This window comes from Streptomyces sp. NPDC057287 (assembly GCF_042667905.1).
Lineage (GTDB): Bacteria > Actinomycetota > Actinomycetes > Streptomycetales > Streptomycetaceae > Streptomyces.
In genome coordinates this window covers 121,642-146,321 of the sequence record NZ_JBHUYV010000008.1, presented here as the reverse complement: position 1 = coordinate 146,321, position 24,680 = coordinate 121,642, and the positions used below count along the sequence as shown (strand labels likewise).

The following is a 24,680-nucleotide window of genomic DNA, read 5'->3' as shown; positions in this document are numbered from 1 at the left end:
CGGCAGGCTCCGAGGAGACTCCGGAGGCGGTGGTGCTACCCGCCTCCGAAGATCCCTCCGCGTTCGTTCTCGTCGCCTTCCGTCGTGCCTTCCGTCGTTCCCTCGGTCGTCCCGGTGTCCGTCCCGCCGTCGGTGGCCCCGGCGTCCGTCCCACCGTCGGTGGTTCCCTCGGTGTTCCCTTCGGTGCCGTTGCCGTTGGTGGCCCCGCCGTTCTGGTTGTTCCTGCACTCCCAGTCGAGCGGCTGGCACGTCTCGCTCGGCGTGGGGGTCGGCGAGGACGGTGTGGCGGACGGCGTGGGCGAGGCGCTGGATTCCGAAGGCGTGGGCGTCGGGCTCGGCGTAGGGGTGGGGCTCACCGCGCCGCCGCCGAAGACGGTCTCACCGATCGGTTCCGGCTTCGGGAAGGCGACGACCTTGGTGCCCTTGACCGCCTTGGTCATGTAGTCGTGCCAGATCTGGGCGGGGAACGACGCACCGTGGATGGACTTCTCACCGCCGGTCCCGTACATCTCCAGGAACTCGCGGTCCTTGTTCTTCTCGTCGTCGTCCATGCGGAACATGCTGACGGCGGTGGACAGCTGCGGGGTGTAGCCGACGAACCACGCCGACTTGTTGCCGTCGGTGGTGCCGGTCTTGCCGGCCGCGTCACGCCCTGCCAGCTTGGCAGGCGTTCCCGTGCCGTGTTCGACGACGTTCTTCAGCACATCAGTGACGTTGTCCGCGACGGCGCTGGAGAACGCGGGCTTGCTCTCGATCTTGTGCTGGTAGATGACCGCGCCGTCGTGCTTGACCTCGGTGACGGAGAACGGCTCCCGCTGCTTACCGCTGGTGGCGAAGGTGGCGTACGAGCCGGCCATCCGGATGGCGCTCGGCGAAGAGGTGCCGATGGAGAAGGAGGGGACGTCGGCGTTCGCCATGTAGTCGTCGTCACGCAGCCCCGCGGACATGGCCGCCGCCTTCACCTTGTCGGTGCCGACGTCCATACCGAGCTGGACGTACGGGGAGTTCGCGGATTCCTGCATGGCGTACCGAAGGCTGATGTCTCCGTAGCTGCGGTCTCCGTCGTTGGTCTGGAGCCACTCCTTGTCGTCGTCGTTCATCCAGACGGAGCGGTCATAGTTGGTGATCTTGAGCTTGTTGTCACCGTTGTAGATGCTCTTCGGTGAGACGGGCTTGCGCTCCGACTCGCTCTGCTCCTTCGGGAGCTCAGGGTTCCGCTTCCCGTACTTCATCGCGGCTGCCAGCACGAAGGGCTTGAAGGTCGAGCCGACCTGCGCACCGGTCGCGTCGGCGTTGTTGGTGTAGTGCTGGGTCGCGTCCTCGCCGCCGTACGTGGCGACGATGGCGCCCGTCTTGGTGTCCACCGACGCGCCACCGAACTGGACGTGCGTGTCCTTGTCGGGACGCTTCTTCGGATCGATCTTGGCCTCGCGGACCTTCTGGATCGACTTCTCGAGCTCGTCGACCTTCTTCTTCTCGAAGGTCGTGTGGATCTCGTAGCCGCCCTGAGCCAGTTCCTTCTCGGTGACACTGCCGTCGCTGTGCGCGAGGAAGTACTTGGTCGCGAGGTCGACCAGGTATCCGGTCTGACCGCCGAGCTTGGCATCCTTCTTCGGCTGCATCGGCATGGGGAACGTGTCGTACTTCGCCCGCTCCTCCGCACTGAGCGTGCCGTCCTTGACCTCTTCGTCGAGGATCCAGGTCCAACGCTCCTTGGCCCGCCTGGTGTTCTCCTTGGCGGAAGCCTTCACTGTGTCGACCTCAGGAGCGCCCGCGGGGTCGTAGTAGCTCGCGCCCTTGAGCAGCGTCGCGAGAAAGGCGCACTCGCTCGCGTTGAGATCCGTGGCGTCCTTGTTGTAGTACGCACGTGCCGCCGCCTGGAGGCCCGACGCGCCGCGGCCGTAGTAGGAGACGTTGAGGTAGCCCTCCATGACCTTCTTCTTGCTCACGGTCTCACCGACCTTGAGCGTGATGAAGAGCTCCTTGAACTTCCGGCTCAGCGTCTGGTCCTGGGAGAGCATGGAGTTCTTCACGTACTGCTGGGTGATCGTCGAACCGCCCTGGGTCTCACCACCCCGGGCCATGTTGTAGAAGGCGCGGGCGATACCCATGGGGTCGATGCCACGGTCGGAGTTGAACGACTTGTTCTCGGCCGAGATGACGGCGTTCCGCATCGCTGCGGGAATCTGGGCGTACTCGAGCGACTGACGGTTGACGGAACCGCCCGTGGCGACCATCTGAGTGTCGTCGGCCCAGTAGTAGACGTTGTTCTGCGCGGTGGCGAGCTTCTGGGGCTCGGGCGGCACCACCAAGGCATACGCGACGCCGGCCACGCCCATCATGAGGCCCAGGAATCCCAGGCACAGGCCGGAGACCAGCTTCCACGACGGGACCCAGCGGCGGAAGCCGTACTTGCCGGCACGCGGGTAGTCGACGAAGCGCTTCTTCCCGGAGTCCGTACGACCCCGGCCGCGGCCCTCGTGACCGCTGCTGTCCCCACCTCCCCGCCGCCGTCCCCCGCCACGCTGGGCGGCTCGACGCGCCTCGGCACGGCTGCCGTATGTCGGCTCCTCGCCGTGCGCTTCGGAAGGTGATGACGAAGTTGCTCTGCGTGACGAATCGGTGCGGCGTCCAGCAGGCTGTTGGGCGGCTCGTCTGGCCGCTGCGCGCCCGCCACCTTGAGGTTGCGGCGCTTTGCGACGGTGCTCGCTCATCGAACGACTACTCCTCGGGCAGGCGAGAGCGCCTGGAAGCGGCAGTTGTGATCCGGTCCCCCCGAATTACGGACAAGCCCTGCGGAAGGCTCACCCGCAGCACATCCGGCAGTCCGCGATTACTGACGCACAGTGGCGCGTCATGGTTCCCGGTGGTCTGCATGCCGCACAGACTACGCACGGTCAAAAACCTCCGTGGACCGAACTTCACCCCAAATTACGCAAGTCACTCCCTATGAATCGGGGATGTGACGCCGCTCACGAACCGTCCTCTTGTCGAACATCACGAGTCGATCTATCGTGCTGATGTATCGAGTCGATACATCAGCACGGCATAAGGTGGGCTCCAACGGCCCGCGGAAGCACCAGGCGAAGGAGGAGGCGAAAATGAGCAGACGCTCCGGCATCCTCGAATTCGCGGTACTCGGCCTGCTCCGCGAGTCCCCCATGCACGGGTACGAGCTGCGCAAGCGCCTCAACACTTCACTGGGGATCTTCCGCGCCTTCAGCTACGGCACCCTCTACCCCTGCCTCAAGACGCTCGTCGCCAGCGGCTGGTTGATCGAGGAACCGGGAAACGTTCCGGCCCTGCCGCCTTCCACAGGCCGTGGGGTAGCCCCTGCGTCCTCGCTGGCAGGACGCAGGGCCAAGATCGTCTACCGGTTGACGGCAGAAGGTAAGGAGCACTTCGAGGAGCTGCTCTCGCACACCGGTCCGGACGCCTGGGAGGACGAGCACTTCGCGGCTCGTTTCGCCTTCTTCGGGCAGACGGAGCGCGAGGTGCGGATGCGCGTGCTCGAAGGCCGCCGCAGCAGGCTGGAGGAGCGCCTCGAGAAGATGCGCGCCTCTCTCGCCCGCACCCGGGAACGACTCGACGACTACACGCTTGAGCTGCAGCGACACGGCATGGAGTCCGTGGAGCGCGAAGTGCGCTGGCTGAACGAGCTCATCGAGAGCGAGCGGTCGGGACGGGACCAGCAACGGTCCTCGCCCGAGAGCTCCACTCAGCACGACACATCAGGAGAGACGGGCGGCCTGCCCCGGCACCGGGACGACACCCGGCCGGATCCGTCCGAGGACACCAAGTGACATCCCCGCAGACCCGTGAGGCGTCAACGGGGAACACCGAGAACACACAGGGAGCAATCGGCATGGGTTCGGTTCGCGTAGCCATCGTCGGCGTGGGCAACTGCGCCGCCTCGCTGGTGCAGGGCGTCGAGTTCTACAAGGACGCCGATCCGGCCGGCAAGGTGCCCGGCCTGATGCACGTCCAGTTCGGCGAGTACCACGTGAGCGACGTCGAGTTCGTCGCCGCCTTCGACGTCGACGCGAAGAAGGTCGGCCTCGACCTCGCGGACGCCATCGGCGCCAGTGAGAACAACACCATCAAGATCGCCGATGTGCCGAACACGGGCGTGACCGTTCAGCGCGGCCACACGCACGACGGCCTGGGCAAGTACTACCGCGAGACGATCGAGGAGTCCTCCGAGACGCCCGTCGACATCGTCCAGATCCTCAAGGACAAGCAGGTCGACGTTCTCGTCTGCTACCTGCCCGTCGGTTCCGAAGTGGCTGCGAAGTTCTACGCGCAGTGCGCCATCGACGCCAAGGTCGCGTTCGTCAACGCCCTCCCGGTGTTCATCGCCGGCACCAAGGAGTGGGCCGACAAGTTCACCGAGGCCGGTGTCCCGATCGTCGGCGACGACATCAAGTCGCAGGTCGGCGCCACGATCACCCACCGCGTGATGGCGAAGCTCTTCGAGGACCGGGGCGTCATCCTGGACCGCACGATGCAGCTGAACGTCGGCGGCAACATGGACTTCAAGAACATGCTCGAGCGTGAGCGCCTGGAGTCCAAGAAGATCTCGAAGACGCAGGCCGTCACCTCGCAGATCCGTGACCGCGAGCTGGGTGCGGACAACGTCCACATCGGCCCCTCGGACTACGTGGCCTGGCTGGACGACCGCAAGTGGGCGTACGTGCGCCTCGAGGGCCGCGCCTTCGGTGACGTTCCGCTGAACCTGGAGTACAAGCTCGAGGTCTGGGACTCCCCGAACTCCGCCGGTGTCATCATCGACGCGGTGCGCGCCGCCAAGATCGCCAAGGACCGCGGCATCGGCGGCCCGATCCTCTCGGCCTCCTCGTACTTCATGAAGTCCCCGCCGGTCCAGTACTTCGACGACGAGGCCCGCGAGAACGTCGAGAAGTTCATCGCCGGCGACGTCGAGCGCTGACCCGGAGGGTCACTGCTTCATCGACGCTTCTCCATGTGGGGGGTCCCCGGCAATCCGCCCGGAGGCCCCCCACGTGTGTGACCCTTGCACACATGCCTGTCGTGCGTGATCTGGGCGTACTCCTGCGCCTCCGGAACTTCCGCCGCCTGCTCGCCGTACGACTTCTCTCGCAGTCGGCCGACGGCGTCTACCAGGTCGCGCTCGCCACCTACGTCGTCTTCTCACCGGAGAACCAGACCACGCCGGGAGCCATTGCCTCCGCCATGGCGGTGCTGTTGCTCCCGTACTCGCTGATCGGCCCGTTCGCGGGAGTCCTGCTCGACCGATGGCCCCGCCGCCAGGTCTTCCTGTACGGGAACCTGCTGCGCGCCGCGCTGGCCTGCTGTACGGCCCTGCTGCTCCTGGCCTCGGTCCCGGACTGGCTGTTCTACGCCTCCGCCCTCTGCGTCACCGCTGTCAACCGCTTCGTGCTCGCGGGGCTGTCCGCTGCCCTGCCCCGCGTCGTCGACACCGATCGGCTCGTTCTCGCCAACTCCCTCTCCCCGACAGCCGGCACGCTCGCCGCCACCGCGGGCGGGGGCCTCGCCCTGGGCATCAGCCTCCTGACGGGCGGTTCCGATGCCTCTGTGGTCCTGCTGGGCGCGGTCCTCTACCTTCTCTCGGCCCTCGTCTCGCTGACCCTGCCTCGCACACTCCTCGGACCGGATCGGTCCCTGCACCATGTGCCACTGCGGGAGGCGCTCACCACCACCGCCAGAGGTCTCGTCGCGGGGTTGCGCCATCTGGCCGAGCGGAGGGACGCGGCGCACGCACTTGCCGCCATAACGGTGCTCCGCTTCTGCTACGGGGCCCTGACCGTGATGGTGCTGATGCTGTGCCGCTACGCCTGGTCCGACGGCGAGTCGGACGGCTTGGCCCTCCTCGGCATCGCGCTCGGCGCCTCAGCCGCGGGGTTCTTCGCGGCCGCCGTCCTGTCCCCCTGGGCGGTCGGGCGCTTCGGTCGCTACGGCTGGCTCGCGGGCTGCGCCGGGGCGGCCGCGTTCCTGGAACCGACCCTGGGCCTCCCGTTCGCCCCTGCCCCGATGCTGGCGGCGGCCTTCGTCCTCGGGCTCGTGACTCAAGGGTCGAAGATCGCGACTGATACCGAGGTGCAGACCTCCGTGGACGACGCCTACCGCGGCCGGATCTTCTCGCTCTACGACGTGCTGTTCAACGTCGCCTTCGTGGCCGCGGCCGCCATGTCCGCCCTCGTGCTCCCCGCTGACGGGAAGTCCGTCGTCGTGGTTCTCACCGTGGCTGTGCTCTATGCGCTCGTCTCGGTCGCCATGCTTCGCCGACGGCGTGTGAGCAAAGCGCTCCAGCGCTCCCGCATCAAGGAATGACGGGCGCTGTTTCACGTGAAACGTCATTGCTGGCCTACGGGCCGCCCTGCCGACGAGTGCGTCATGTTTCACGTGAAACATGACGCACCCCTCAGCTCTCGCCCCCGTGTGGGCCCGGGGCGACAGTGCCTTCAGCCCTGCGTCGCCCACCAGTCCTTGAGAGCCGCGACCGCGGAATCGCGGTCCATCGGACCGTTCTCCAGTCGCAGCTCCAGTAGGAACGCGTACGCCTTGCCGATCACGGGACCGGGGCCCACATCCAGGATCCGCATGATCTCGTTGCCGTCCAGGTCGGGCCGGATCGACTCCAGCTCTTCCCGCTCCTGCAGTTGAGCGATGCGTTCCTCAAGACCGTCGTACGTGCGCGACAAGGCATTCGCCTTGCGCTTGTTCCGCGTCGTGCAGTCGGAGCGCGTCAGCTTGTGCAGCCTGTCCAGCAAGGGCCCAGCGTCCCGCACGTACCTGCGCACCGCGGAGTCGGTCCACTCGCCGTCGCCGTATCCGTGGAAGCGCAGATGCAGCTCCACCAGCTTCGACACGTCCTTGACCATGTCGTTGGAGTACTTGAGCTCAGTCATACGCTTCCTGGCCATCTTGGCTCCGACCACCTCATGGTGGTGGAACGAGACGCGTCCGTCCTCCTCGAAGCGCCGTGTCCGCGGCTTCCCGACGTCGTGGAGCAGGGCCGCGAGGCGCAGCACGAGGTCCGCCCCGTCCTCCTCCAGATCGATGGCCTGCTCCAGGACCGTCAGGGAGTGCTCATAGACGTCCTTGTGGCGGTGATGCTCATCACTTTCCAGGCGCAGCGCGGGAAGCTCGGGCAGAACGTGGTCGGCCAGGCCGGTGTCCACGAGAAGCCCCAGTCCCTTACGGGGGTGACCGGAGAGCAGCAGCTTGTTGAGTTCCTCACGAACCCGCTCGGCCGAGACGATCTCGATGCGTCCCGCCATGTCCGTCATGGCCTTGACGACGTCGGGGGCGACCTCGAAGTCCAGCTGTGCGGCAAAGCGGGCGGCGCGCAGCATGCGCAGCGGATCGTCGGAGAAGGACGCCTCGGGAGTGCCCGGCGTGCGCAGGACACGCTGCGCGAGGTCGTCGAGCCCGCCGTGCGGGTCGATGAACTCCTTCTGCGGCAGCGCGACGGCCATGGCGTTGACGGTGAAGTCACGACGCACGAGGTCGTCCTCGATCGAGTCGCCGTAGGAGACCTCGGGCTTGCGCGAGGTCCTGTCGTACGCCTCGGACCGGTAGGTCGTGACCTCGATCTGGTAGCCGTCCTTCTGCGAACCGACGGTGCCGAATGCGATCCCGACCTCCCAGACCGAGTCGGCCCAGGGGCGGACGATCTTGAGCACGTCCTCCGGGCGGGCATCGGTGGTGAAGTCCAGGTCGTTCCCCAGCCTGTCGAGCAACGCGTCGCGGACCGACCCGCCGACCAGGGCGAGGCCGAATCCGGCCTCCTGGAATCGACGGGCGAGGTCATCGGCGACGGGGGACACCCGCAGCAGTTCGCTGACTGCGCGGTGCTGCACCTGGCTCAGTGCACGGGGGCTGTCTTCGTTGGCGTTCGGCACAACAGAAAAGGGTACGTGCCCGGACCGGCCCGGGCGTCATCGTTTCTTGCGGCCCTGCGAGACTCTCCCGATCATGTGGCAAGGTCCCCGGCACTGAGGTGTCGGGCGCATCGTTACCATGCGGGGACGCAGAGACCGGCAGCGCCGGCACCAGCTGACGACGACGAGGGACGGATACGCGTGGCCGAGGCGGCAGACTTTCAGGGGATGAATCCCTCCCCTGCCCGCCGGTGGCTCCGGCGCACGGCCTCCTTGATCGTCGGGGCACCACTGGTCGCCGGCCTTCTGGCAGGTCCGACAGCTTCCCCGGCCCAGGCCGAGGGTGCGACGAAGGCCCCTACCGGATCGCGCACCGTCGATGTGTCCCTGGACACGCTCGCCCCCAGCGCCCCGGTCGAGGGCGACACACTTACCGTCTCCGGCACTCTGACCAACAAGGGCAAGAACACGGTCACCGACGCCGAGGTCGATCTTCGGGTCGGCCCGAGGCTGACCGGACGGGGTGCGGTCGACGAGGCCGCCAAGCGCACCGGGTACCAGCCCGGCAGTGACCCGGCCAAGCTCGGCGGCTCGTACACGATGAAGGTCCCCAAGCTCGCTTCCGGCGTGAGCCAGGACTTCACCCTCGCCGTCCCGGTGGACAAGCTGGACCTGGACGCCGAGGGCGTCTACCAGCTCGGAGTGTCCGTCACGGGCACGACCACGGACTACGCCTACGACCAAGTGCTCGGTATCCAGCGGACCTTCCTGCCGTGGCAGCCCGAGGACACCGGGAGCAAGACGAAACTCACCTTCCTCTGGCCGCTGATCGCTTCAGCGCACGTCACCGCCGAGACGGGCTCCGACGAACAGCAGACCCCCGTGCTCGCCAACGACGATCTGGCCCTCGAGCTCGCTCCCGGCGGCCGCCTGGAGCAGTTGGTCTCGCTGGGCCGCCAGCTCCCTGTGACATGGGTGATCGACCCGGACCTGCTCGCCACTGTCGACGCGATGACGAAGAACTACCGCGTCAAGGTCGGTGACACCACGGTCGCGGGAACGAATCAGACCATCGCCAAGAAGTGGCTGACGGACCTGCAAGCGGCGGTGAAGGACGGGAAGGTGGTGGCCCTGCCGTTCGCCGACCCCGACCTCGCGTCCATCGCCCACCGCGGCAAGAACGTCTCGGGTGCCCTCAGTCATCTGCAGACGGCCACCGAGGTGGCGGGCACGACAGTGGAAACCGTCCTTCACGTGAAGCCGTCGACGGACTTCGCGTGGCCCGTGGACGGTGCGGTCGACCCCTCCGTGATCGACGTCGCCACCTCAGCCGGCGCGCACAAGGTGATCGCCCGGAGCGACAGTCTCAAGGAGACGGGCGGACTGCTCTACACGCCGACCTCGGCCCGGCCGATCGGTGGTGGCACCACAGCCGTCGTCGCCGACTACCGGCTCTCCACCGCGTTCACCGGGGACATGTCGAAGGCCGGCGCCTCGACCTTGGCCGTCCAGAAGTTCCTCGCCCAGACACTGGCCCTGACGGAGCAGGATCCCGACAACGAGCGCAGCATCGTCGTCGCCCCGCAGCGGACACCGACAGCGGCCCAGGCCCAGAGCATGGCGCGCGCCCTGCAGGCGCTCACTGCCGAGCACTGGACCCAGCCCGTCGACCTCACGGCGGCAGCTGAACAGAAACCCGACGCACAGGCCACCACCAGGGTGCCCGGGGCCTCGCAGTACCCGAAGAAGCTGCGCAGCCAGGAGCTGCCCACCCAGGCGTTCCAGGACATCAGGACGACGCAGGACTCGCTGAACAGCTTCCAGGTCATCCTGACGCAGCCCGACCGGGTGGTGACGCCCTTCGGGAACGCGATCAACCGCTCCGTGTCGACGTCGTGGCGCGGCAGACCGCTGGAGGCGCAGCGGTACCGTGACTCGGTCCGCACCTATCTGCAGGGCCTCAGCAACGAGGTCCAGCTGATCACGAAGTCGGACCTGACCCTGTCCGGGCGCAGCGCGACGATCCCGGTGACCGTGCAGAACAAGCTGGTCCAGGGTGTCGATCACCTGGTTCTCCGTCTGACATCGGGCAACGCCACACGGCTCAAGCTCAACGACGGCGGGGCTGTCGCCGAAAAGCCGGTCAAGATCGCCGGCGGGCACAGCCAGTCCGTGAAGTTCGACGCCGCGGCCAATGCCAACGGGCAGGCACAGATCACGGCACGGCTCTTCACCGCGGACGGTGCGCCGTACGGCGAGGAGATGACCTTCACGGTGAAGGTCTCGGAGGTCACACCGACGGTGCTCCTGGTGATCGCCGGCGGGCTGCTGCTGCTTGTCCTCGCGGGCATCAGGATGTACACCCACCGCAAGCGCACCGTCGCGGGCGGAGCGGTGGACGGCAACGGCGGCGAACCCGAGCAGCCGAGTGACCCGACCCCGGACACCGGTCCGGAAAGCGGGAACCCATCGGACCCGGGTGAGAAAGTGGACCGTTGAGCGATGTCTGTCGGGGCCTGTCGGCCGGGGACAATGAGGTGGGGTTTCGATGAACGCGCCGTACGACGGTGACCGCGGCCAGGGCGCGGGCGGAGCTGGGTCTTCCAGCGGTCCGCCGGTGCCTCCGGGCGCCGGCCAGGGCGGGGAAGCACCTGACCCCTACCTGCAGCACGCGTACGACCACGATCCGTACCGTGCCCAGGACCTCGCCTCGCAGGATCCTGTGGCCGAGGCGCTCTACGACCGCGCCTCACACCCCCCACCTCCTCCGGGCACCTATCAGGAGCCTCAGGCCCTCTATCAGCAGCCTCCCCCGGCCCAGCACGCCCCCGACCCCCGCATCTGGGCCCAGACGCCGCCACCGGAGCCTGCAGGCCCCTCCCGGCACCTTCCCTACGGGGACAACGCCGGGACCACCCAGTACGTAGGGGTGGACGACCTGGTCACGCAGGCTTCGGGCGACCGTGAGGAGCAGGACGCGTTCGCTCACCTCTTCCGCGACCAAGAGGGGTCGGGTCGGCCTCCGGGGCCTTCCGCTGAGCCCGAGGCGGCTCCGGCACCCGTTCCGCCGAAGTCCGGTGGCAAGGCCGCGGGGATACTGAAGTCCAGTGCGCTGATGGCGGCGGGCACCCTGGTGTCCCGGCTCACCGGTTTCGTGCGCAGTCTTGTGATCACGGCCGCGCTCGGTGCGGCTCTCCTCGGTGACAGCTTCACCATCGCATACACCCTGCCGACGATGATCTACATCCTCACCGTGGGTGGTGGGCTGAACTCGGTCTTCGTGCCTCAGCTCGTCCGCTCCATGAAGGACGACGAGGACGGCGGCGAGGCCTATGCCAACCGCCTGCTGACACTCGTCATGGTCGCGCTCGGCGTGATCGTCGCGATCGCCGTCTTCGCGGCACCGCAGCTGGTTCACCTGATGTCGAGCACGATCGCGAACGATCCCGCAGCGGACACGGTGGCGGTCACCTTCGCCCGTTACTGCCTGCCGACCATCTTCTTCATGGGCGTCCACGTGGTGATGGGGCAGATCCTCAACGCCCGCGGGAAGTTCGGCGCGATGATGTGGACCCCGGTCCTCAACAACATCGTCATGATCTTCACGTTCGGCCTGTTCATCTGGGTCTACGGCACCTCGGCCGAATCCCGGATGGGCGTGGAGACGATCCCGCCGGAGGGCGTCCGGCTCCTGGGTATCGGAACGCTGCTCGGCCTCGTGGTGCAGGCACTGGCCATGATCCCGTATCTCCGCGAAGCCGGATTCCGCTTCCGTCCCCGGTTCGACTGGAAGGGCCACGGGCTCGGAAAGACGGTCAAGCTCGCCAAGTGGACGGTCCTCTTCGTCCTTGCCAACCAGGCCGGCGTGCTGGTCGTCACCCAGCTCGCGACCTCTGCGGGCAAGCTCGCGGACAAAGACGGTTCCGGCTTCCTCGCCTACTCCAACGCCCAGCTGATCTGGGGCATGCCCCAGGCCATCATCACGGTCTCGGTCATGGCGGCCCTGCTGCCCCGCATCTCCCGCGCCGCCCACGACAACGACCCCGGCGCCGTCCGTGACGACATCTCGCAGGGGCTGCGCAACTCGGCGGTGGCCATCGTGCCGGTCGCCTTCACCTTCCTCGCGCTCGGCCTGCCGATGTGCACCCTGCTCTACGCCTCCAGCGGCACCGAGGCCGCCCGGTCCATGGGCTTCATCCTGATGGCGTTCGGCCTCGGCCTCATCCCGTACTCCGTGCAGTACGTCGTGCTGCGCGGGTTCTACGCGTACGAGGACACCCGCACCCCCTTCTACAACACGGTCATCGTCGCAGCGTTCAACGCGGCAGCGTCTGCCCTCTGCTACGTGATTCTTCCGGCCCAGTGGGCAGTCGTGGGTATGGCGGCCTCCTACGGGCTGGCCTACGCGGTCGGAGTCGGAATCGCCTGGCGGAGGCTCAGCAGCCGGCTCGGCGGTGACCTCGACGGCGCCCGTGTGGTGCGTACCTACGCCCGACTCTGCCTGGCCGCGATCCCTGCGGCAGTTGTCGGTGGCGGCGTCGGCTTCGCGCTCCTGAAGGCCCTCGGTGAGGGGGCCGGAGGGTCGGTGGTGGCACTGGTCTGCGGCAGCGTCGTGCTGCTGGGCATCTTCTTCGTCGCTGCGAAGAAGATGCGTATCGAGGAGCTCAACGGCATGGTCGGCATGGTCCGGGGACGCCTCGGACGCTGAACACACTCCGAACCGCACAACCATCGCTGGACACCGCGTGTCGTGCATAGCACCGGAGTGTGGGCACAATTGGCGTGACTGCGCGGAGCCGGCTGGCGGGCATCGCGCAACGGATGGGGAGGCAGGAACGACGGTGGCGGAACGTAGCACGGCTGCTGTCGACGTGGCCGACAACAGCGGCGACGAGCCGCTGACCGCCAAGGCGGACGCGGCCACGACCGACGGGACGGCACAAACCCAGGACGCAGAGGGAGCAGGCGTCGAAGACACGGAGAGCGGGCGGGACGGCTCGGGCTCCGTGCCGGCGTCGCCCGATCTGCACAGCGGTCACAAACTGGCCAGACGCTACCGCCTCGAGGAGTGCGTCACCCGGCTGGACGGATTCAGCAGCTGGCGTGCTGTGGACGAGAAGCTGCGGCGTGCTGTGGGTGTCCACCTGCTTCCCGCCGACCATCCGCGCGCCCGCTCGGTGCTGGCCGCGGCCCGCTCCTCCGCTCTGCTCGGTGACCCTCGCTTCGTCCAGGTCCTGGACGCGGTGGAAGAGGACGACCTCGTCTACGTCGTCCACGAATGGCTCCCTGACGCCACTGAGCTGACCGCTCTGCTGGCGGCCGGTCCTCTGGAAGCCCACGACGCCTACCAGCTCGTGAGCCAGATCTCCCAGGCCATGGCCGCCGCGCACCGTGAAGGGCTCGCGCATCTGCGCCTCACGCCCGGTGCGGTCCTGCGCAGCTCGACCGGCCAGTACCGGATCCGCGGCCTGGCCGTGAACGCCGCGCTGCGGGGCATCACGGCCGATCAGCCGCTCCGCACGGACACCGAGGCCATCGGCGCACTCCTCTATGCGGCACTGACCCGGCGCTGGCCCTACGAGAGCGACGCGTACGGCCTCTCCGGCCTCCCCAAGGACCTGGGCCTGATCTCCCCGGACCAGGTACGCGCAGGCGTCCACCGAGGTCTGTCCGAGCTCGCCATGCGCGCGCTGGCCAACGACGGTGCGACCGCGTCGCGACAGGAACAGCCGTGCACCACACCGGACGAGCTCGCGAAGGCAGTCGCGGCCATGCCGCGTGTACTCCCCCCTGAGCCCACCTTCACCGCACCGCCCGAGTACCAACGCACGACCTACCAGCAGGGCACCTACGGGCGCCCGTCGGCACGCCCCACCTCGGCCACCCAGCCTGTCATCGCGGTCCCTCCGGCCCCTCTCCAGAGCCGCACGGGCAAGGCGCTGAAGTGGGCGGTGTCCGCGCTGCTCATCGCGGCGCTGGGCCTAGGCAGCTGGCAGCTGGCGGAGACCGTCCTCGACCGCAACAAGGGCTCGGATGAGCAGGCCCCCACGCAGACCACCGATGACGGGGGAGACGACAACAACAGCACGGTCGAACCCAGCAAGCCCGTCACCATCGCGCATGCCCAGGACTACGATCCGCTCGGCGTGGACGGCTCCGAGAAGCCTGCCTCGATAAAGAACGTCTATGACGGGGACACGAGCTCCTACTGGAACACGGACGGCTATTTCAGCGCCGATTTCGGACGGCTCAAGGAAGGCGTCGGAGTCGTTCTCGACCTCGGCAAGGTCCAGCAGGTCGGCAACGTCGAAGTGTCCTTCCTCGGAGGGAGCACCTCTGTGGAGCTGAGGACCACCGAAGACGAGTCCGTTCCTCAGATGCCCGACGGATTCACCAAGGCTGCCAAGGGATCCGGAACAAAGGTGTCCCTCAAGCCCGACAAGCCGGTGCAGGCACGGTACCTTCTGGTCTGGCTGACCAAACTGCCTCCGAGTGACGACGGCAACTACAGGGGCAAGGTCTCGGAGATCAAGGTCACCAGCTGAAGGAACCAAGGGGCTGAAGGCACCAGGGGAGGGGGCTCACCGTTGGACGACGCCAGATTCGCCGACACCAGCGACCAGGATCTCCTGGCACAGCACGTAGCCGGCGAGCCGGATGCCTTCGGTGAGCTGGTGCGGCGACACCGTGATCGACTCTGGGCCGTGGCCCTGCGCACGCTGGGCGACCGTGAAGAGGCCGCCGACGCCGTGCAGGACGCCCTGGTCTCCGCATTCCGCGCCGCACACACCTTCCGCGGTCAGTCCGCCGTCACCACATGGCTGCACAGAATCACTGTCAACGCATGCCTCGACCGGGCCCGCAAGGCAGCCTCCCGCAAGACAGCGCCGGTCGACGACGCAGAGCGACTCGATCAGCTCATGGAGCCGCACGAATCCGCCGAGGCCCCCGCCGAACGGCAGGACCTGCACCGCGAACTTCTGGCAGCACTCTCCACTCTGCCCGCCGAACAGCGCGCCGCCCTTGTCCTCGTTGACATGCAGGCATACCCCGTGGCGGAGGCAGCCCGCATCCTCGAGGTACCGACGGGCACTGTGAAAAGCCGCTGCGCACGAGGCCGGGCCAGACTGCTGCCCTTGCTGTCTCACCTGCGCAGCACCAGAGGTGGCGGCGAGGTCGGATCCATGGAAAGGAACCGGACGCAGGGGGCATCCGTCCCACCGGCGTCAGGGCCAAGAGACGCAGGCGACGGCGACCCTGCCGCGATGAAGGGTGGAGGTGGGCTCGCATGACATCTACGGCCGACACGGCTCAGCACCCGGACGTCTCGGAGATCTCCGACCTCACCGAAGGCCTCCTCCCGCCGTCCCGCGCGGTAGCGCTCCGCCGCCACATCGACGCCTGCGAGGACTGCGGCGCCATCCACGCCTCCCTGGAAGAGATCCGCTCGCTACTGGGAACGGTCCTGCCGCTTCACGAACACATGCCTCAAGACGTCGCCGATCGGATCGACGCGGCCCTGGTGGCGGAAGCGGCACCTGTCAGCACGCCCTCCGATGCGACGAAGTCTGTTTCACGTGAAACATATGACTCTCCCACCGAGGGAGCTATCGCGCCTCGGCCGGCCGGCCGGCCTCGGGGGGCCACCGGCCCCGGCCGGACGTCGCGCCGTCGCCGCCGCACGGTCATTCTCGGCACGGCCTTCGGGGCGGCGGCCGTAGGCATGAGCGTCTTCCTGCTCCAGTCCCTCCAGCCGTCCCAAGATTCGGGCAGCTCGATGGCTGACCGAGGAGTCAGCTCCGCCGAGAAGAGCGCGGCAGACTTCTCGGAAGGCACGCTGGAGAACCAGGTGCACGCACTCCTGAATGGGGGAACGGCCTCCGAGGCTCCGGGCAACGACCCGGGCAAGCCGTCCCTGGACACCAAGTCGTCCCCGGGGAACGTCTCCCCCGATGCCGTCGCGTCTCCCCGCACACCAATGCGCGCACCTGCCGTGGATGTTCCGCCCTGCGTCCAGGAGGGCACCGGGCGGGACACCCCTGCCCTGGCCGTGGAAGGGGGCAGCTACCAGGGAACCGCCGCTTTCCTCGTCCTTCTGCCCCACGCAACCGACTCGAGACGTGTCCAGGCCTATGTGGTCGACGCAGCCTGCGTGAATTCGACGCCTGCGACAAAGGGACAGCTCCTGTTCACGCACTCCTACGCACGCCGCTGACAGCCTGGCGGGAGCCGGACCGGCATTTCGGGAATGCACGCCCCGTAGGATCCGTTGGGTGGGGTGAGAGTCATGGAACCGGCCCCCGCAGTCAGTAGGCAGTCCGCAGAGACGAGGAAGAACCCGTGAGCGACGTCCGTAATGTGATCATCATCGGCTCCGGACCGGCTGGTTACACCGCCGCCCTGTACACCGCTCGCGCGTCTCTGAAGCCGCTGGTGTTCGAGGGCGCTGTCACCGCCGGCGGTGCGCTGATGAACACCACCGACGTGGAGAACTTCCCGGGCTTCCAGGACGGCATCATGGGACCGGAGCTCATGGACAACATGCGCGCCCAGGCCGAGCGCTTCGGTGCCGAGCTCATTCCCGACGATGTCGTCTCCGTCGATCTCTCCGGAGACGTCAAGACCGTCACGGACACCGCGGGTACGGTGCACCGCGCCAAGGCCGTCATCGTCACCACCGGCTCCCAGCACCGGAAGCTCGGACTGCCCAACGAGGACGCGCTCTCCGGACGCGGTGTCTCCTGGTGCGCCACCTGCGACGGCTTCTTCTTCAAGGACCAGGACATCGCCGTGATCGGTGGCGGCGACACCGCGATGGAGGAGGCGACCTTCCTCTCCCGGTTCGCCAAGTCCGTCACGATCGTCCACCGCCGTGACTCGCTGCGCGCCTCCAAGGCCATGCAGGAGCGCGCCTTCGCCGATCCGAAGATCAAGTTCGCGTGGGACAGCGAGGTCGCCACGGTTCACGGCGACCAGAAGCTTTCGAGCCTCACCCTGCGCAACACCAAGACCGGTGAGACCTCAGAGCTTCCTGTGACGGGTCTGTTCATCGCTGTCGGCCACGACCCCCGCACGGAGCTCTTCAAGGGCCAGCTCGACCTCGACGACGAGGGTTACCTCAAGGTCGACGCCCCCTCGACGCGCACCAACCTGAAGGGTGTCTTCGGCGCCGGTGACGTCGTCGACCACACGTATCGCCAGGCCATCACCGCTGCCGGGACCGGCTGCTCGGCAGCTCTCGACGCGGAGCGATTCCTGGCCGCGCTCTCGGACGAGCAGCTCGCCGAGCCGGAGAAGACCCCGGCAGTCTGACTGCATCCCCTAACCCACACCCCCGCGAAGTTAAGGAGGCCGCCGTGGCTGGCGCGCTGAAGAACGTAACTGACGACTCATTCGATGAGGACGTCCTGAAGAACGACAAGCCCGTGCTGGTGGACTTCTGGGCCGCCTGGTGTGGCCCGTGCCGCCAGATCGCACCTTCGCTGGAAGCCATCGCGGCTGAGCACGGCGATCAGATCGAAATCGTCAAGCTCAACATCGACGAGAACCCGGCCACCGCTGCCAAGTACGGCGTGATGTCGATCCCCACGCTCAACGTGTACCAGGGTGGCGAGGTCGCCAAGACCATTGTCGGCGCCAAGCCGAAGGCCGCGATCCTTCGGGACCTCGAGAGCTTCATCGCCCAGAAGTAGCAGGGCAGTAGCAGCTGAAGGTTTCACGTGAAACGGGCCCACCCGGAGGGTGGGCCCGTTCTGCATGTTCCCGCCACCGGTCCCGGTGTTCAGAGAGGCCGGAGCACCGGCTCCTTCTGTACGGCCCCCAGCAGTCTGTCCAATGCCAGCTCGACGTCTTCCTTCCAGGAGAGCGTCGTACGCAGCTCAAGTCTGAGCCGCGGATGCGTGGGGTGCGGGCGCACCGTCTTGAAGCCGACCGCGAGCAAATGGTCCGCCGGCAGTACACATGCCGGCTCGCTCCACCGGGCATCGCCAAAGGCCTCGATAGCCTTGAAGCCACGGCGCAACAAGTCCTTGGCCACTGTCTGCACCATCACGCGGCCGAGCCCTTGCCCCCGGAAGCCCGGAACGATCAGCGCAGTCATCAGCTGCACGGCGTCAGGGGACACAGGGCTCGTCGGGAAAGCCGTGGACCGGGGAACATACGCAGGGGGAGCGTAGAGAACGAAACCTGCCGCGACATCGTCCACGTAGACGACGCGCCCGCAGGAACCCCACTCGAGCAGCACAGCGGAGATCCATGCTTCCTTCTCGAGCTCGGCTCTGCCTTCCTTTACCGCAGCTTCCCCGCTGACCGGATCAAGTTCCCAGAAGACACACGAGCGGCATCGCCTGGGGAGATCCGGAAGGTTGTCCAGTGTGAGCGGTACAAGCCGTCGCCCCATGTAGGCGGTTCCTCACTTCCTTCGCCCGCCGCATCACGCGCGGCCGTCAGCGCACTCCGTTCTCGGAACAAGCTGCCGACGAACCCTCCGACAGCACCAAGCCCCAACCCGGCTGTCACCAGGTGGCTGCGATTCACTGATCGCACGGCCCCCGCCTCCTCTGAGGTGGATCACGGTGGTGGATACGGCATACCAGAACGCATCGTATCCACCCAGAGGTGATGGGGATACCGAGAGACGGCAAAGGGCGGGCCGAGTCACGAAGAACTTTCCGTGACTCGGCCCGCCCTTTGCATCCAGCAGACTCAGGCCTCGTCGGCCACAGCCTCCTCTTCCTCGATGCTCCGCTCCAGGACACGCCCCTCGCCTGGAGCAAGGCTGCCGAGAATGCGGTCCAGATCCTCCATCGAGGCGAACTCGACGACGATCTTTCCCTTCTTCTGCCCGAGATCGACCTTCACTCGCGTCTCAAAGCGGTCCGAGAGACGCGAAGCCAGATCGGTCAGCGCCGGGGAGACCCGTCCACCGGCCCTGGGCCCACGAGGCTTCGCTGAACTCGTGGGCTCGGATCCGAGAAGATTCACGATCTCCTCGACTGCGCGCACCGAGAGCCCTTCGGCCACGATGCGGTGGGCCAGCCGGTCCTGTTCCGCGGAGTCATCCACCGAAAGCAGAGCCCTTGCATGCCCGGCGGAGAGAACTCCTGCCGCGACCCTGCGCTGTACCGGCGGGGAGAGCCGGAGCAGGCGGAGCGTATTGGACACCTGGGGGCGGGACCGGCCGATCCGGTCGGCCAGCTGGTCATGGGTGCACTTGAAGTCCTTCAGCAGCTGGTCGTACGCAGCCGCCTCTTCCAGCGGATTCAGCTGGGCGCGGTGGAGGTTCTCCAGAAGCGCGTCGAGGAGGAGCTTCTCGTCATCAGTCGCACGGACGATGGCCGGGATGCGTTCCAGGCCGGCTTCACCGCACGCCCTCCAACGGCGCTCACCCATGATGAGCTCGTAGCGGTCCTCAGCGACCTTGCGCACGACGACGGGCTGGAGGAGGCCCACCTCCTTGATGGAGGTGACCAGCTCCGCCAGAGCGTCCTCGTCGAAGACCTCTCGAGGCTGCCTCGGGTTGGGCGTGATGGAAGGAAGGGGAAGCTCAGCGAAGTACGCCCCGGCAGTACTGGCCTGATCGGCGACGGGCTCCGTTTCCCCCACCGGCGAACTCGGCTCCGGGACCAGCGGGCCGGAAGGGAGCGCAGCCAGCTTCGCAGCGGCAACCCCACGCTCGGCGGTCAGTACGGGCAACACTCCTGCCGCGGCTCCACCGGACGCCGGGCTCGGGACCTGCTTCTCCTGCGGAGCTGCGGGAATCAGCGCGCCGAGTCCACGCCCCAGCCCTCTACGACGCTCGCTCACTGCATGCCCTCCGAATTGCTCTGCCGGCTGTTCTGGACGCCCGTGTGGGCAGGATCGCCCGCAGGGGCGTGCTGGGCCTCGTAATGCACCCCTACGCCTCTCAGTGCGATCTCGCGGGCTGCCTCGAGGTAGGACAGGGATCCGCTGGAGCCCGGATCGTACGTCAGGACGGTCTGCCCGTAGCTCGGCGCCTCCGAGATGCGAACGGAGCGCGGAATGCTGGTGCGCAGCACCTCCTTGCCGAAGTGGCTGCGCACCTCCTCCGCCACCTGGGACGCGAGCCTGGTCCGGCCGTCGTACATGGTGAGGAGGATCGTCGACACGTGCAGGTCAGGATTCAGATGCCCCCGGACCAGGTCGACGTTGCGCAACAGCTGCCCAAGGCCCTCCAGCGCGTAGTACTCGCACTGAATCGGGATGAGCACCTCCGCTCCTGCCACGAGGGCGTTGACCGTCAGCAGGCCGAGCGAGGGCGGGCAGTCGATGAGGATGTAGTCGAGCGGCTGGTCATAAGCCTGGATCGCCCGTTGCAGCCGGCTCTCCCGCGCCACCAACGACACGAGTTCGATCTCCGCGCCGGCGAGGTCGATGGTCGCAGGGGCACAGAAGAGACCTTCGACATCCGGCACCGGCTGTACCACCTCGGAGAGCGGCATGCTCTCCACCAGGACGTCGTAGATGGAGGGGACTTCCGCGTGATGGTCGATCCCCAGAGCCGTGGAGGCATTTCCCTGCGGGTCGAGGTCCACCACCAGGACGCGGGCACCATGAAGTGCGAGTGATGCAGCGAGATTGACCGTCGAGGTCGTCTTGCCCACACCGCCCTTCTGGTTGGCGACGACCATGACGCGCGTCCGGTCGGGCCGTGGCAGCCCTTCACCGGCGCGGCCAAGGGCCTCAACCGCAAGCTGGGCGGCACGGCCAATGGGCGTGTCGTCCATCGGTGGCGGTGTTTCACGTGAAACACCGTCCCCCAAGGACTCGGTACGGGGACCGGGGACCGGATCGGTCATCGGTCCCGCGATGTTGGCGTCGGACCGCAAGGATTCACTCTCCTCGACTACAGGCTCGCAATAAACAGAGCCTGCCATGCTTTCGGGGTCGTGAACCAGCGAGGCCGACTGTTCTGTGGATGAATCCGGTTCTGTGGACAACTCGGCAACCCTTACGGGCTTGCGGTCGCGCGGCGTGGCAGCCACACGACCGCGGCCGATGATGCCCTGCAGCAGAGAGCGACGTTTCACGTGAAACACGATGCCTCTGCAGCCCAGCGGCGGGGTCCCGACACTCCGCAGATAGGCATATCGCTGCTTGCATGGAGCATCTCCACAAAGAGACACTTAGCGCGCAAAAGGAACAAAATTAGCTTGCCGAGCCTTTGCTCAGCGACGTCGTCGCGTCCGGCCCACGCGTGCGGCCTTGGCTCGCTTTGCGGCGAACCTCACACCGCCAGGACTTTCCCCGACCACGACACGCACCACCGTGGACGCCGGATCGACCAAGCCCTCACCGACCTGCAGCACCTCGGTCTCCACCACTCCGAGTTTGCTCAGGGCGGCACGAGCTCCTTGGATCTCCTCCTCGGCGGTCCCTCCCTTGAGTGCCAGCATCTCTCCGTACGGGCGGAGCAGGGGCACCCCCCACCCGGCCAGCCGGTCGAGCGGGGCAACCGCCCGGGCCGTCACCACATGGACGGGCTGAAGCGTTCCGAGCACCTCTTCGGCACGGCCGCGGACGACCGTCACGTGATCGAGCCCCAAGAGCTCGACGACCTCCTGGAGGAAGTTCGTGCGGCGCAGCAGCGGCTCGAGCAGCGTGATCTTCAGGTCGGGGCGCACCAGGGCGAGGGGGATGCCGGGAAGACCGGCCCCCGATCCCACGTCGCACACCGTGACCCCCTCGGGGACGACCTCGGAGAGCACTGCACAGTTCAGCAAGTGCCGTTCCCAGAGACGTGGCACCTCGCGAGGACCGATCAGGCCACGCTTGACGCCCGCGTCCGCGAGCAGTTCCGCATACCTGACAGCCTCTGGGAAGAACTCACCGAATACCGCTTGCGCCTCCTTGGGCGCCTGAGGGAGCTCTGCTTCCTCCGTCACGGGGGACCGTCCTTCCGTACCGCACTAGCACGCTGACTATCAGGCTGACAAAGATCGGCCCCGCCTGCGAACAGACGGGGCCGACAGTACAAGGATCCGGTCAGGCCGGAAGAACGACGACGAAGCGCTGAGGCTCCTCGCCCTCGGACTCACTGCGGAGGCCTGCGGCCGCGATCGCGTCGTGAACGACCTTGCGCTCGAACGGCGTCATCGGCTCCAGCTTCACCGGCTCGCCCGAGCTCTTGACCTCGTCCGCGGCCTTGGCGCCCAGTGCAGCGAGAACCTCGCGCTTCTTGGCACGGAAGCCGCCGATGTCCAGCATCAGCCGGCTGCGGTCACCGGTTTCGCGGTGCACGGCCAGGCGCGTCAGCTCCTGAAGCGCCTCCAGCACCTCACCGTCACGGCCCACGAGCTTCTGCAGGTCACGCCCCGAGTCGCTGATGATCGAGACCGCGGCCCGGTCCGCCTCCACGTCCATGTCGATGTCGCCGTCGAGGTCAGCGATGTCGAGCAGGCCTTCGAGGTAGTCAGCCGCGATCTCCCCCTCCTGCTCGAGGCGGGTCAGAGTGTCGCTGCCCTCAGCGGCCGTGGTGATGGTGCCTTCCGTCACGGATGGACTCCTTCTTACTTCTTGGACGGGTGCTTGGGCCGCTGCGGGCCCTTGCGCTGTCCGGACTTGGCTTGGCGTGAGGAGCCGGACGCGGCGGGCTTGCCCGCCGGCTTCGGCTTGTCGTCCTGCGATGCGTCCTGCTTCTCCAGCGAGGTCTTGGGCTCCGTATCGGCGGAGTCCTCCTCCTTGGCGCTGCCGGGGTGCGTGGCAGCGGTGTGCCGCTGTGCCTTGGTCTGCCGCTTGGGCTGCTGGCGCTTGGGCGCCGCGCCGCCCTCGGCCTCGAGTACGGCGGCTTCGCTCTTCGCCACCGTCCCGTCCTCCTGGGCCGCGAGGCCGAGCTTGCTCAGACCGGTGATGAACTTGCGCTCGATGTCGTTGCGGTCGGTCCCCTTGGCGAAGATCCGCTTGACCGTGTTGCGCCGCGTCCTGCCGCGGACCTCGCCGTGCGCCGTCACGCTCTTCAGCAGACGGCCGAGGTACTGGTCCTGCGCCTTGCTGCCAGGAGTCGGGTTCTGGTTGATCACGTACATCTGCTGACCCATGGTCCAGACGTTGGTGGTCAGCCAGTACACGAGGACACCGACGGGGAAGTTGATGCCCATGACGGCGAAGATCAGCGGGAAGACGTACATCAGCATCTTCTGCTGCTGCATGTACGGCGTCTTCACCGTCAGGTCGACGTTCTTCGTCATCAGCTGGCGCTGCGTGAAGAACTGCGACGCGGACATCATCACGATCATGATCGCCGTGACGACCCGGACGTCGGTCAGCGAGGCGCCGAGCGCCGAGACCTTCTCTTCGCTGTCCATGAACTTCGCGGCCAGCGGGGCACCGAAGATATGGGCCTGACGGGCACTGTCCAGCAGCGGCTGGTCGATGACACCGATCGTCTTGCCCGAGGCGATGGCCGAGAGCACGTGGTACAGGGCGAAGAAGAACGGGGACTGCGCCAGGATGGGAAGGCACGAGGAGAGGGGGTTGGTACCCGTCTCCTTGTACAGCTTCATCATCTCTTCGGACTGACGCTGCTTGTCGTTCTTGTAGCGCTCCTGGATCGCCTTCATCTTCGGCTGGAGCACCTGCATGTTCCGGGTCGACTTGATCTGCTTCACGAAAAGCGGGATCAGGCAGATCCGGATCAGGACCACCAGGGACACGATGGACAGGCCCCAGGCCCACCCCGTGTCATCGCCGAAGAGCGCTCCGTACAGCTTGTGGAACTGGACGATGACCCACGAGACGGGTGTGGTGATAAAGCTGAACAGACTGGCAATCGTGTCCACTAATCAGGCTCCTTGAGCATTGGGCGAGGTCTCTGTGGCCGGGCTCAGGGGTTCGGAGACCGACCCCCCGGAAGGCACATCGGCGGCGGAGTCCCCGCCCTTGCCACCACGCACACAGCTGCGCAGCAGTTCGTGCCAACGCGGACGTTTGCGTGGCGGTACGTGATCCACGCCGCCGGGTGACCACGGATTGCACCGCAGGATGCGCCATGCGGTCAGCGCTGTTCCCTTGATGGCACCGTGCCGGTCGATCGCCGTATATCCATAGTGGGAACACGACGGGTAGTAACGGCAGACAGGCCCGAGGAGCGGGCTGATCGTCCACTGGTACAGCTTGATGAGAGCCAGCAGCGGGTACTTCATCGCGCGCCCCCTCCCAGTAGCCGCTCAAGGGCGGCATCCAGGTCTCGGGCCAGCTGTGCATGGTCGGCGTCGCCCGATCCGGGCAGCGCTCGTACGACAACAAGGCTACCGGGGGGCAGCTGAGGAAGCCGATCGCGGACCAGATGGCGAAGCTTCCGCTTCACCGCGGTGCGAACGACCGCTCCACCCACTGCTTTGCTGACAACGAAACCCGCACGCGGCGGGGGAACACTCTCCCCTGTCACGTGCGGGTCCGTAACACCGCTGCGTAGATGTACGACGAGTAGCGGGCGTCCGGCCCGACGTCCCCGGCGTACAGCGGCCGCGAAGTCCTCGCGCCGCCTCAGCCGATTCTCGGTAGGCAGCACGTCATGACCTGACCGCGATCAGGCGGACAGGTTGGCGCGACCCTTGCCGCGACGGTTCGCGAGAATCGCGCGGCCGGCACGGGTACGCATACGCAGTCGGAAGCCATGGGTCTTGGCGCGACGACGATTGTTCGGCTGGAAGGTGCGCTTGCTCACTCGGGGGCTCCAGAAATGATTCGTGTGTTGGCGGGACATCGCCTGGCTGTCACCGTGCGCCCACGAGGAACTCGCGTAAACGCCTTAGTGCACCGCTTCACAATCACAGATCG

The 24,680-nt window shown here is 67.0% G+C and carries 21 protein-coding genes; 10 read left to right on the top strand and 11 right to left on the bottom strand.

Annotated features, from left to right (window positions below; all coding sequences use genetic code 11):
* Positions 1-35: 35 nt before the first annotated feature.
* A complete protein-coding gene (locus tag ACFUNE_RS17600) occupies positions 36-2,714 on the bottom strand; it encodes a transglycosylase domain-containing protein (RefSeq protein WP_383568122.1) in 2,679 nt (892 codons plus the stop codon).
* Between the two features lie 387 nt (positions 2,715-3,101).
* Here ACFUNE_RS17600 and ACFUNE_RS17595 point away from each other — a divergent pair, with 387 nt between their 5' ends.
* From ACFUNE_RS17595 to ACFUNE_RS17585, 3 genes are all read left to right on the top strand, one after another.
* Entirely contained in the window at positions 3,102-3,803 is a 702-nt protein-coding gene (locus ACFUNE_RS17595; protein ID WP_383568120.1) for a helix-turn-helix transcriptional regulator, read from the top strand.
* Positions 3,804-3,865: 62 nt separating this feature from the next.
* Positions 3,866-4,948 (top strand): inositol-3-phosphate synthase, encoded by a 1,083-nt coding sequence (locus tag ACFUNE_RS17590; protein ID WP_383568117.1) that lies wholly within the window; start codon positions 3,866-3,868, stop codon positions 4,946-4,948.
* Positions 4,949-5,040: 92 nt separating this feature from the next.
* Positions 5,041-6,330 carry an MFS transporter gene (locus ACFUNE_RS17585; RefSeq protein WP_383568115.1) on the top strand — a complete coding sequence of 430 codons (1,290 nt, stop codon included), beginning with the start codon at positions 5,041-5,043 and terminating at the stop codon, positions 6,328-6,330.
* 131 nt (positions 6,331-6,461) lie between these two features.
* Here ACFUNE_RS17585 and ACFUNE_RS17580 read toward each other — a convergent pair whose 3' ends face one another.
* Positions 6,462-7,904, bottom strand: coding sequence for a CCA tRNA nucleotidyltransferase (locus ACFUNE_RS17580; RefSeq protein WP_383568112.1), 1,443 nt, complete (start codon positions 7,902-7,904; stop codon positions 6,462-6,464).
* A gap of 180 nt (positions 7,905-8,084) precedes the next feature.
* On the opposite strand from ACFUNE_RS17580, the gene ACFUNE_RS17575 reads away from it, so the two are divergent.
* The 7 genes from ACFUNE_RS17575 (at position 8,085) to trxA (ending at position 17,575) form a co-directional block, all read left to right on the top strand.
* The gene (locus tag ACFUNE_RS17575; protein ID WP_383568109.1) at positions 8,085-10,382 is read left to right on the top strand and encodes a DUF6049 family protein; all 2,298 of its coding nucleotides are present in this window, start codon (positions 8,085-8,087) and stop codon (positions 10,380-10,382) included.
* A gap of 49 nt (positions 10,383-10,431) precedes the next feature.
* Entirely contained in the window at positions 10,432-12,591 is a 2,160-nt protein-coding gene (gene murJ, locus ACFUNE_RS17570; protein ID WP_383568106.1) for a murein biosynthesis integral membrane protein MurJ, read from the top strand.
* 133 nt (positions 12,592-12,724) lie between these two features.
* The gene (locus ACFUNE_RS17565; protein WP_383568103.1) at positions 12,725-14,428 is read left to right on the top strand and encodes a serine/threonine protein kinase; all 1,704 of its coding nucleotides are present in this window, start codon (positions 12,725-12,727) and stop codon (positions 14,426-14,428) included.
* A 42-nt stretch (positions 14,429-14,470) separates the two neighbouring features.
* Positions 14,471-15,175 (top strand): RNA polymerase sigma factor SigM, encoded by a 705-nt coding sequence (gene sigM / locus ACFUNE_RS17560; RefSeq protein ID WP_383568099.1) that lies wholly within the window; start codon positions 14,471-14,473, stop codon positions 15,173-15,175.
* Positions 15,172-16,098 (top strand): anti-sigma factor family protein, encoded by a 927-nt coding sequence (locus ACFUNE_RS17555; protein ID WP_383568096.1) that lies wholly within the window; start codon positions 15,172-15,174, stop codon positions 16,096-16,098. Before sigM ends, ACFUNE_RS17555 begins: the two co-directional genes overlap by 4 nt.
* A gap of 125 nt (positions 16,099-16,223) precedes the next feature.
* Positions 16,224-17,195: a thioredoxin-disulfide reductase gene (trxB, locus tag ACFUNE_RS17550; RefSeq protein WP_383568093.1), complete on the top strand. Its 972-nt coding sequence runs from the start codon at positions 16,224-16,226 to the stop codon at positions 17,193-17,195.
* A 44-nt stretch (positions 17,196-17,239) separates the two neighbouring features.
* Positions 17,240-17,575, top strand: coding sequence for a thioredoxin (gene trxA / locus ACFUNE_RS17545; RefSeq protein ID WP_383568090.1), 336 nt, complete (start codon positions 17,240-17,242; stop codon positions 17,573-17,575).
* Between the two features lie 89 nt (positions 17,576-17,664).
* Here the strand turns inward: trxA and ACFUNE_RS17540 are convergent, their stop codons facing one another.
* The 9 genes from ACFUNE_RS17540 to rpmH all read right to left on the bottom strand — a co-directional run bounded on the left by ACFUNE_RS17540 (position 17,665) and on the right by rpmH (position 24,567).
* Positions 17,665-18,282, bottom strand: a complete 618-nt coding sequence (locus ACFUNE_RS17540; protein ID WP_383568087.1) for a GNAT family N-acetyltransferase — start codon at positions 18,280-18,282, stop codon at positions 17,665-17,667.
* A 305-nt stretch (positions 18,283-18,587) separates the two neighbouring features.
* Entirely contained in the window at positions 18,588-19,688 is a 1,101-nt protein-coding gene (locus ACFUNE_RS17535) for a ParB/RepB/Spo0J family partition protein (protein WP_383568084.1), read from the bottom strand.
* The gene (locus tag ACFUNE_RS17530; protein ID WP_383568661.1) at positions 19,685-20,779 is read right to left on the bottom strand and encodes a ParA family protein; all 1,095 of its coding nucleotides are present in this window, start codon (positions 20,777-20,779) and stop codon (positions 19,685-19,687) included. The genes ACFUNE_RS17535 and ACFUNE_RS17530 overlap by 4 nt, the downstream gene beginning before the upstream one ends.
* 291 nt (positions 20,780-21,070) lie before the next feature.
* Positions 21,071-21,787 (bottom strand): 16S rRNA (guanine(527)-N(7))-methyltransferase RsmG, encoded by a 717-nt coding sequence (gene rsmG, locus ACFUNE_RS17525; protein WP_329230755.1) that lies wholly within the window; start codon positions 21,785-21,787, stop codon positions 21,071-21,073.
* Between the two features lie 100 nt (positions 21,788-21,887).
* Positions 21,888-22,397 (bottom strand): protein jag, encoded by a 510-nt coding sequence (locus ACFUNE_RS17520; RefSeq protein ID WP_383568080.1) that lies wholly within the window; start codon positions 22,395-22,397, stop codon positions 21,888-21,890.
* A gap of 14 nt (positions 22,398-22,411) precedes the next feature.
* Positions 22,412-23,680, bottom strand: coding sequence for a membrane protein insertase YidC (gene yidC, locus ACFUNE_RS17515; RefSeq protein ID WP_383568077.1), 1,269 nt, complete (start codon positions 23,678-23,680; stop codon positions 22,412-22,414).
* A gap of 3 nt (positions 23,681-23,683) precedes the next feature.
* The gene (gene yidD / locus ACFUNE_RS17510) at positions 23,684-24,043 is read right to left on the bottom strand and encodes a membrane protein insertion efficiency factor YidD (protein ID WP_103760661.1); all 360 of its coding nucleotides are present in this window, start codon (positions 24,041-24,043) and stop codon (positions 23,684-23,686) included.
* Positions 24,040-24,411: a ribonuclease P protein component gene (gene rnpA / locus ACFUNE_RS17505; protein ID WP_383568073.1), complete on the bottom strand. Its 372-nt coding sequence runs from the start codon at positions 24,409-24,411 to the stop codon at positions 24,040-24,042. Before rnpA ends, yidD begins: the two co-directional genes overlap by 4 nt.
* An 18-nt stretch (positions 24,412-24,429) precedes the next feature.
* Complete coding sequence (gene rpmH, locus ACFUNE_RS17500) at positions 24,430-24,567, bottom strand: 50S ribosomal protein L34 (RefSeq protein WP_014047156.1); 138 nt, start codon at positions 24,565-24,567, stop codon at positions 24,430-24,432.
* Positions 24,568-24,680 lie beyond the last annotated feature (113 nt).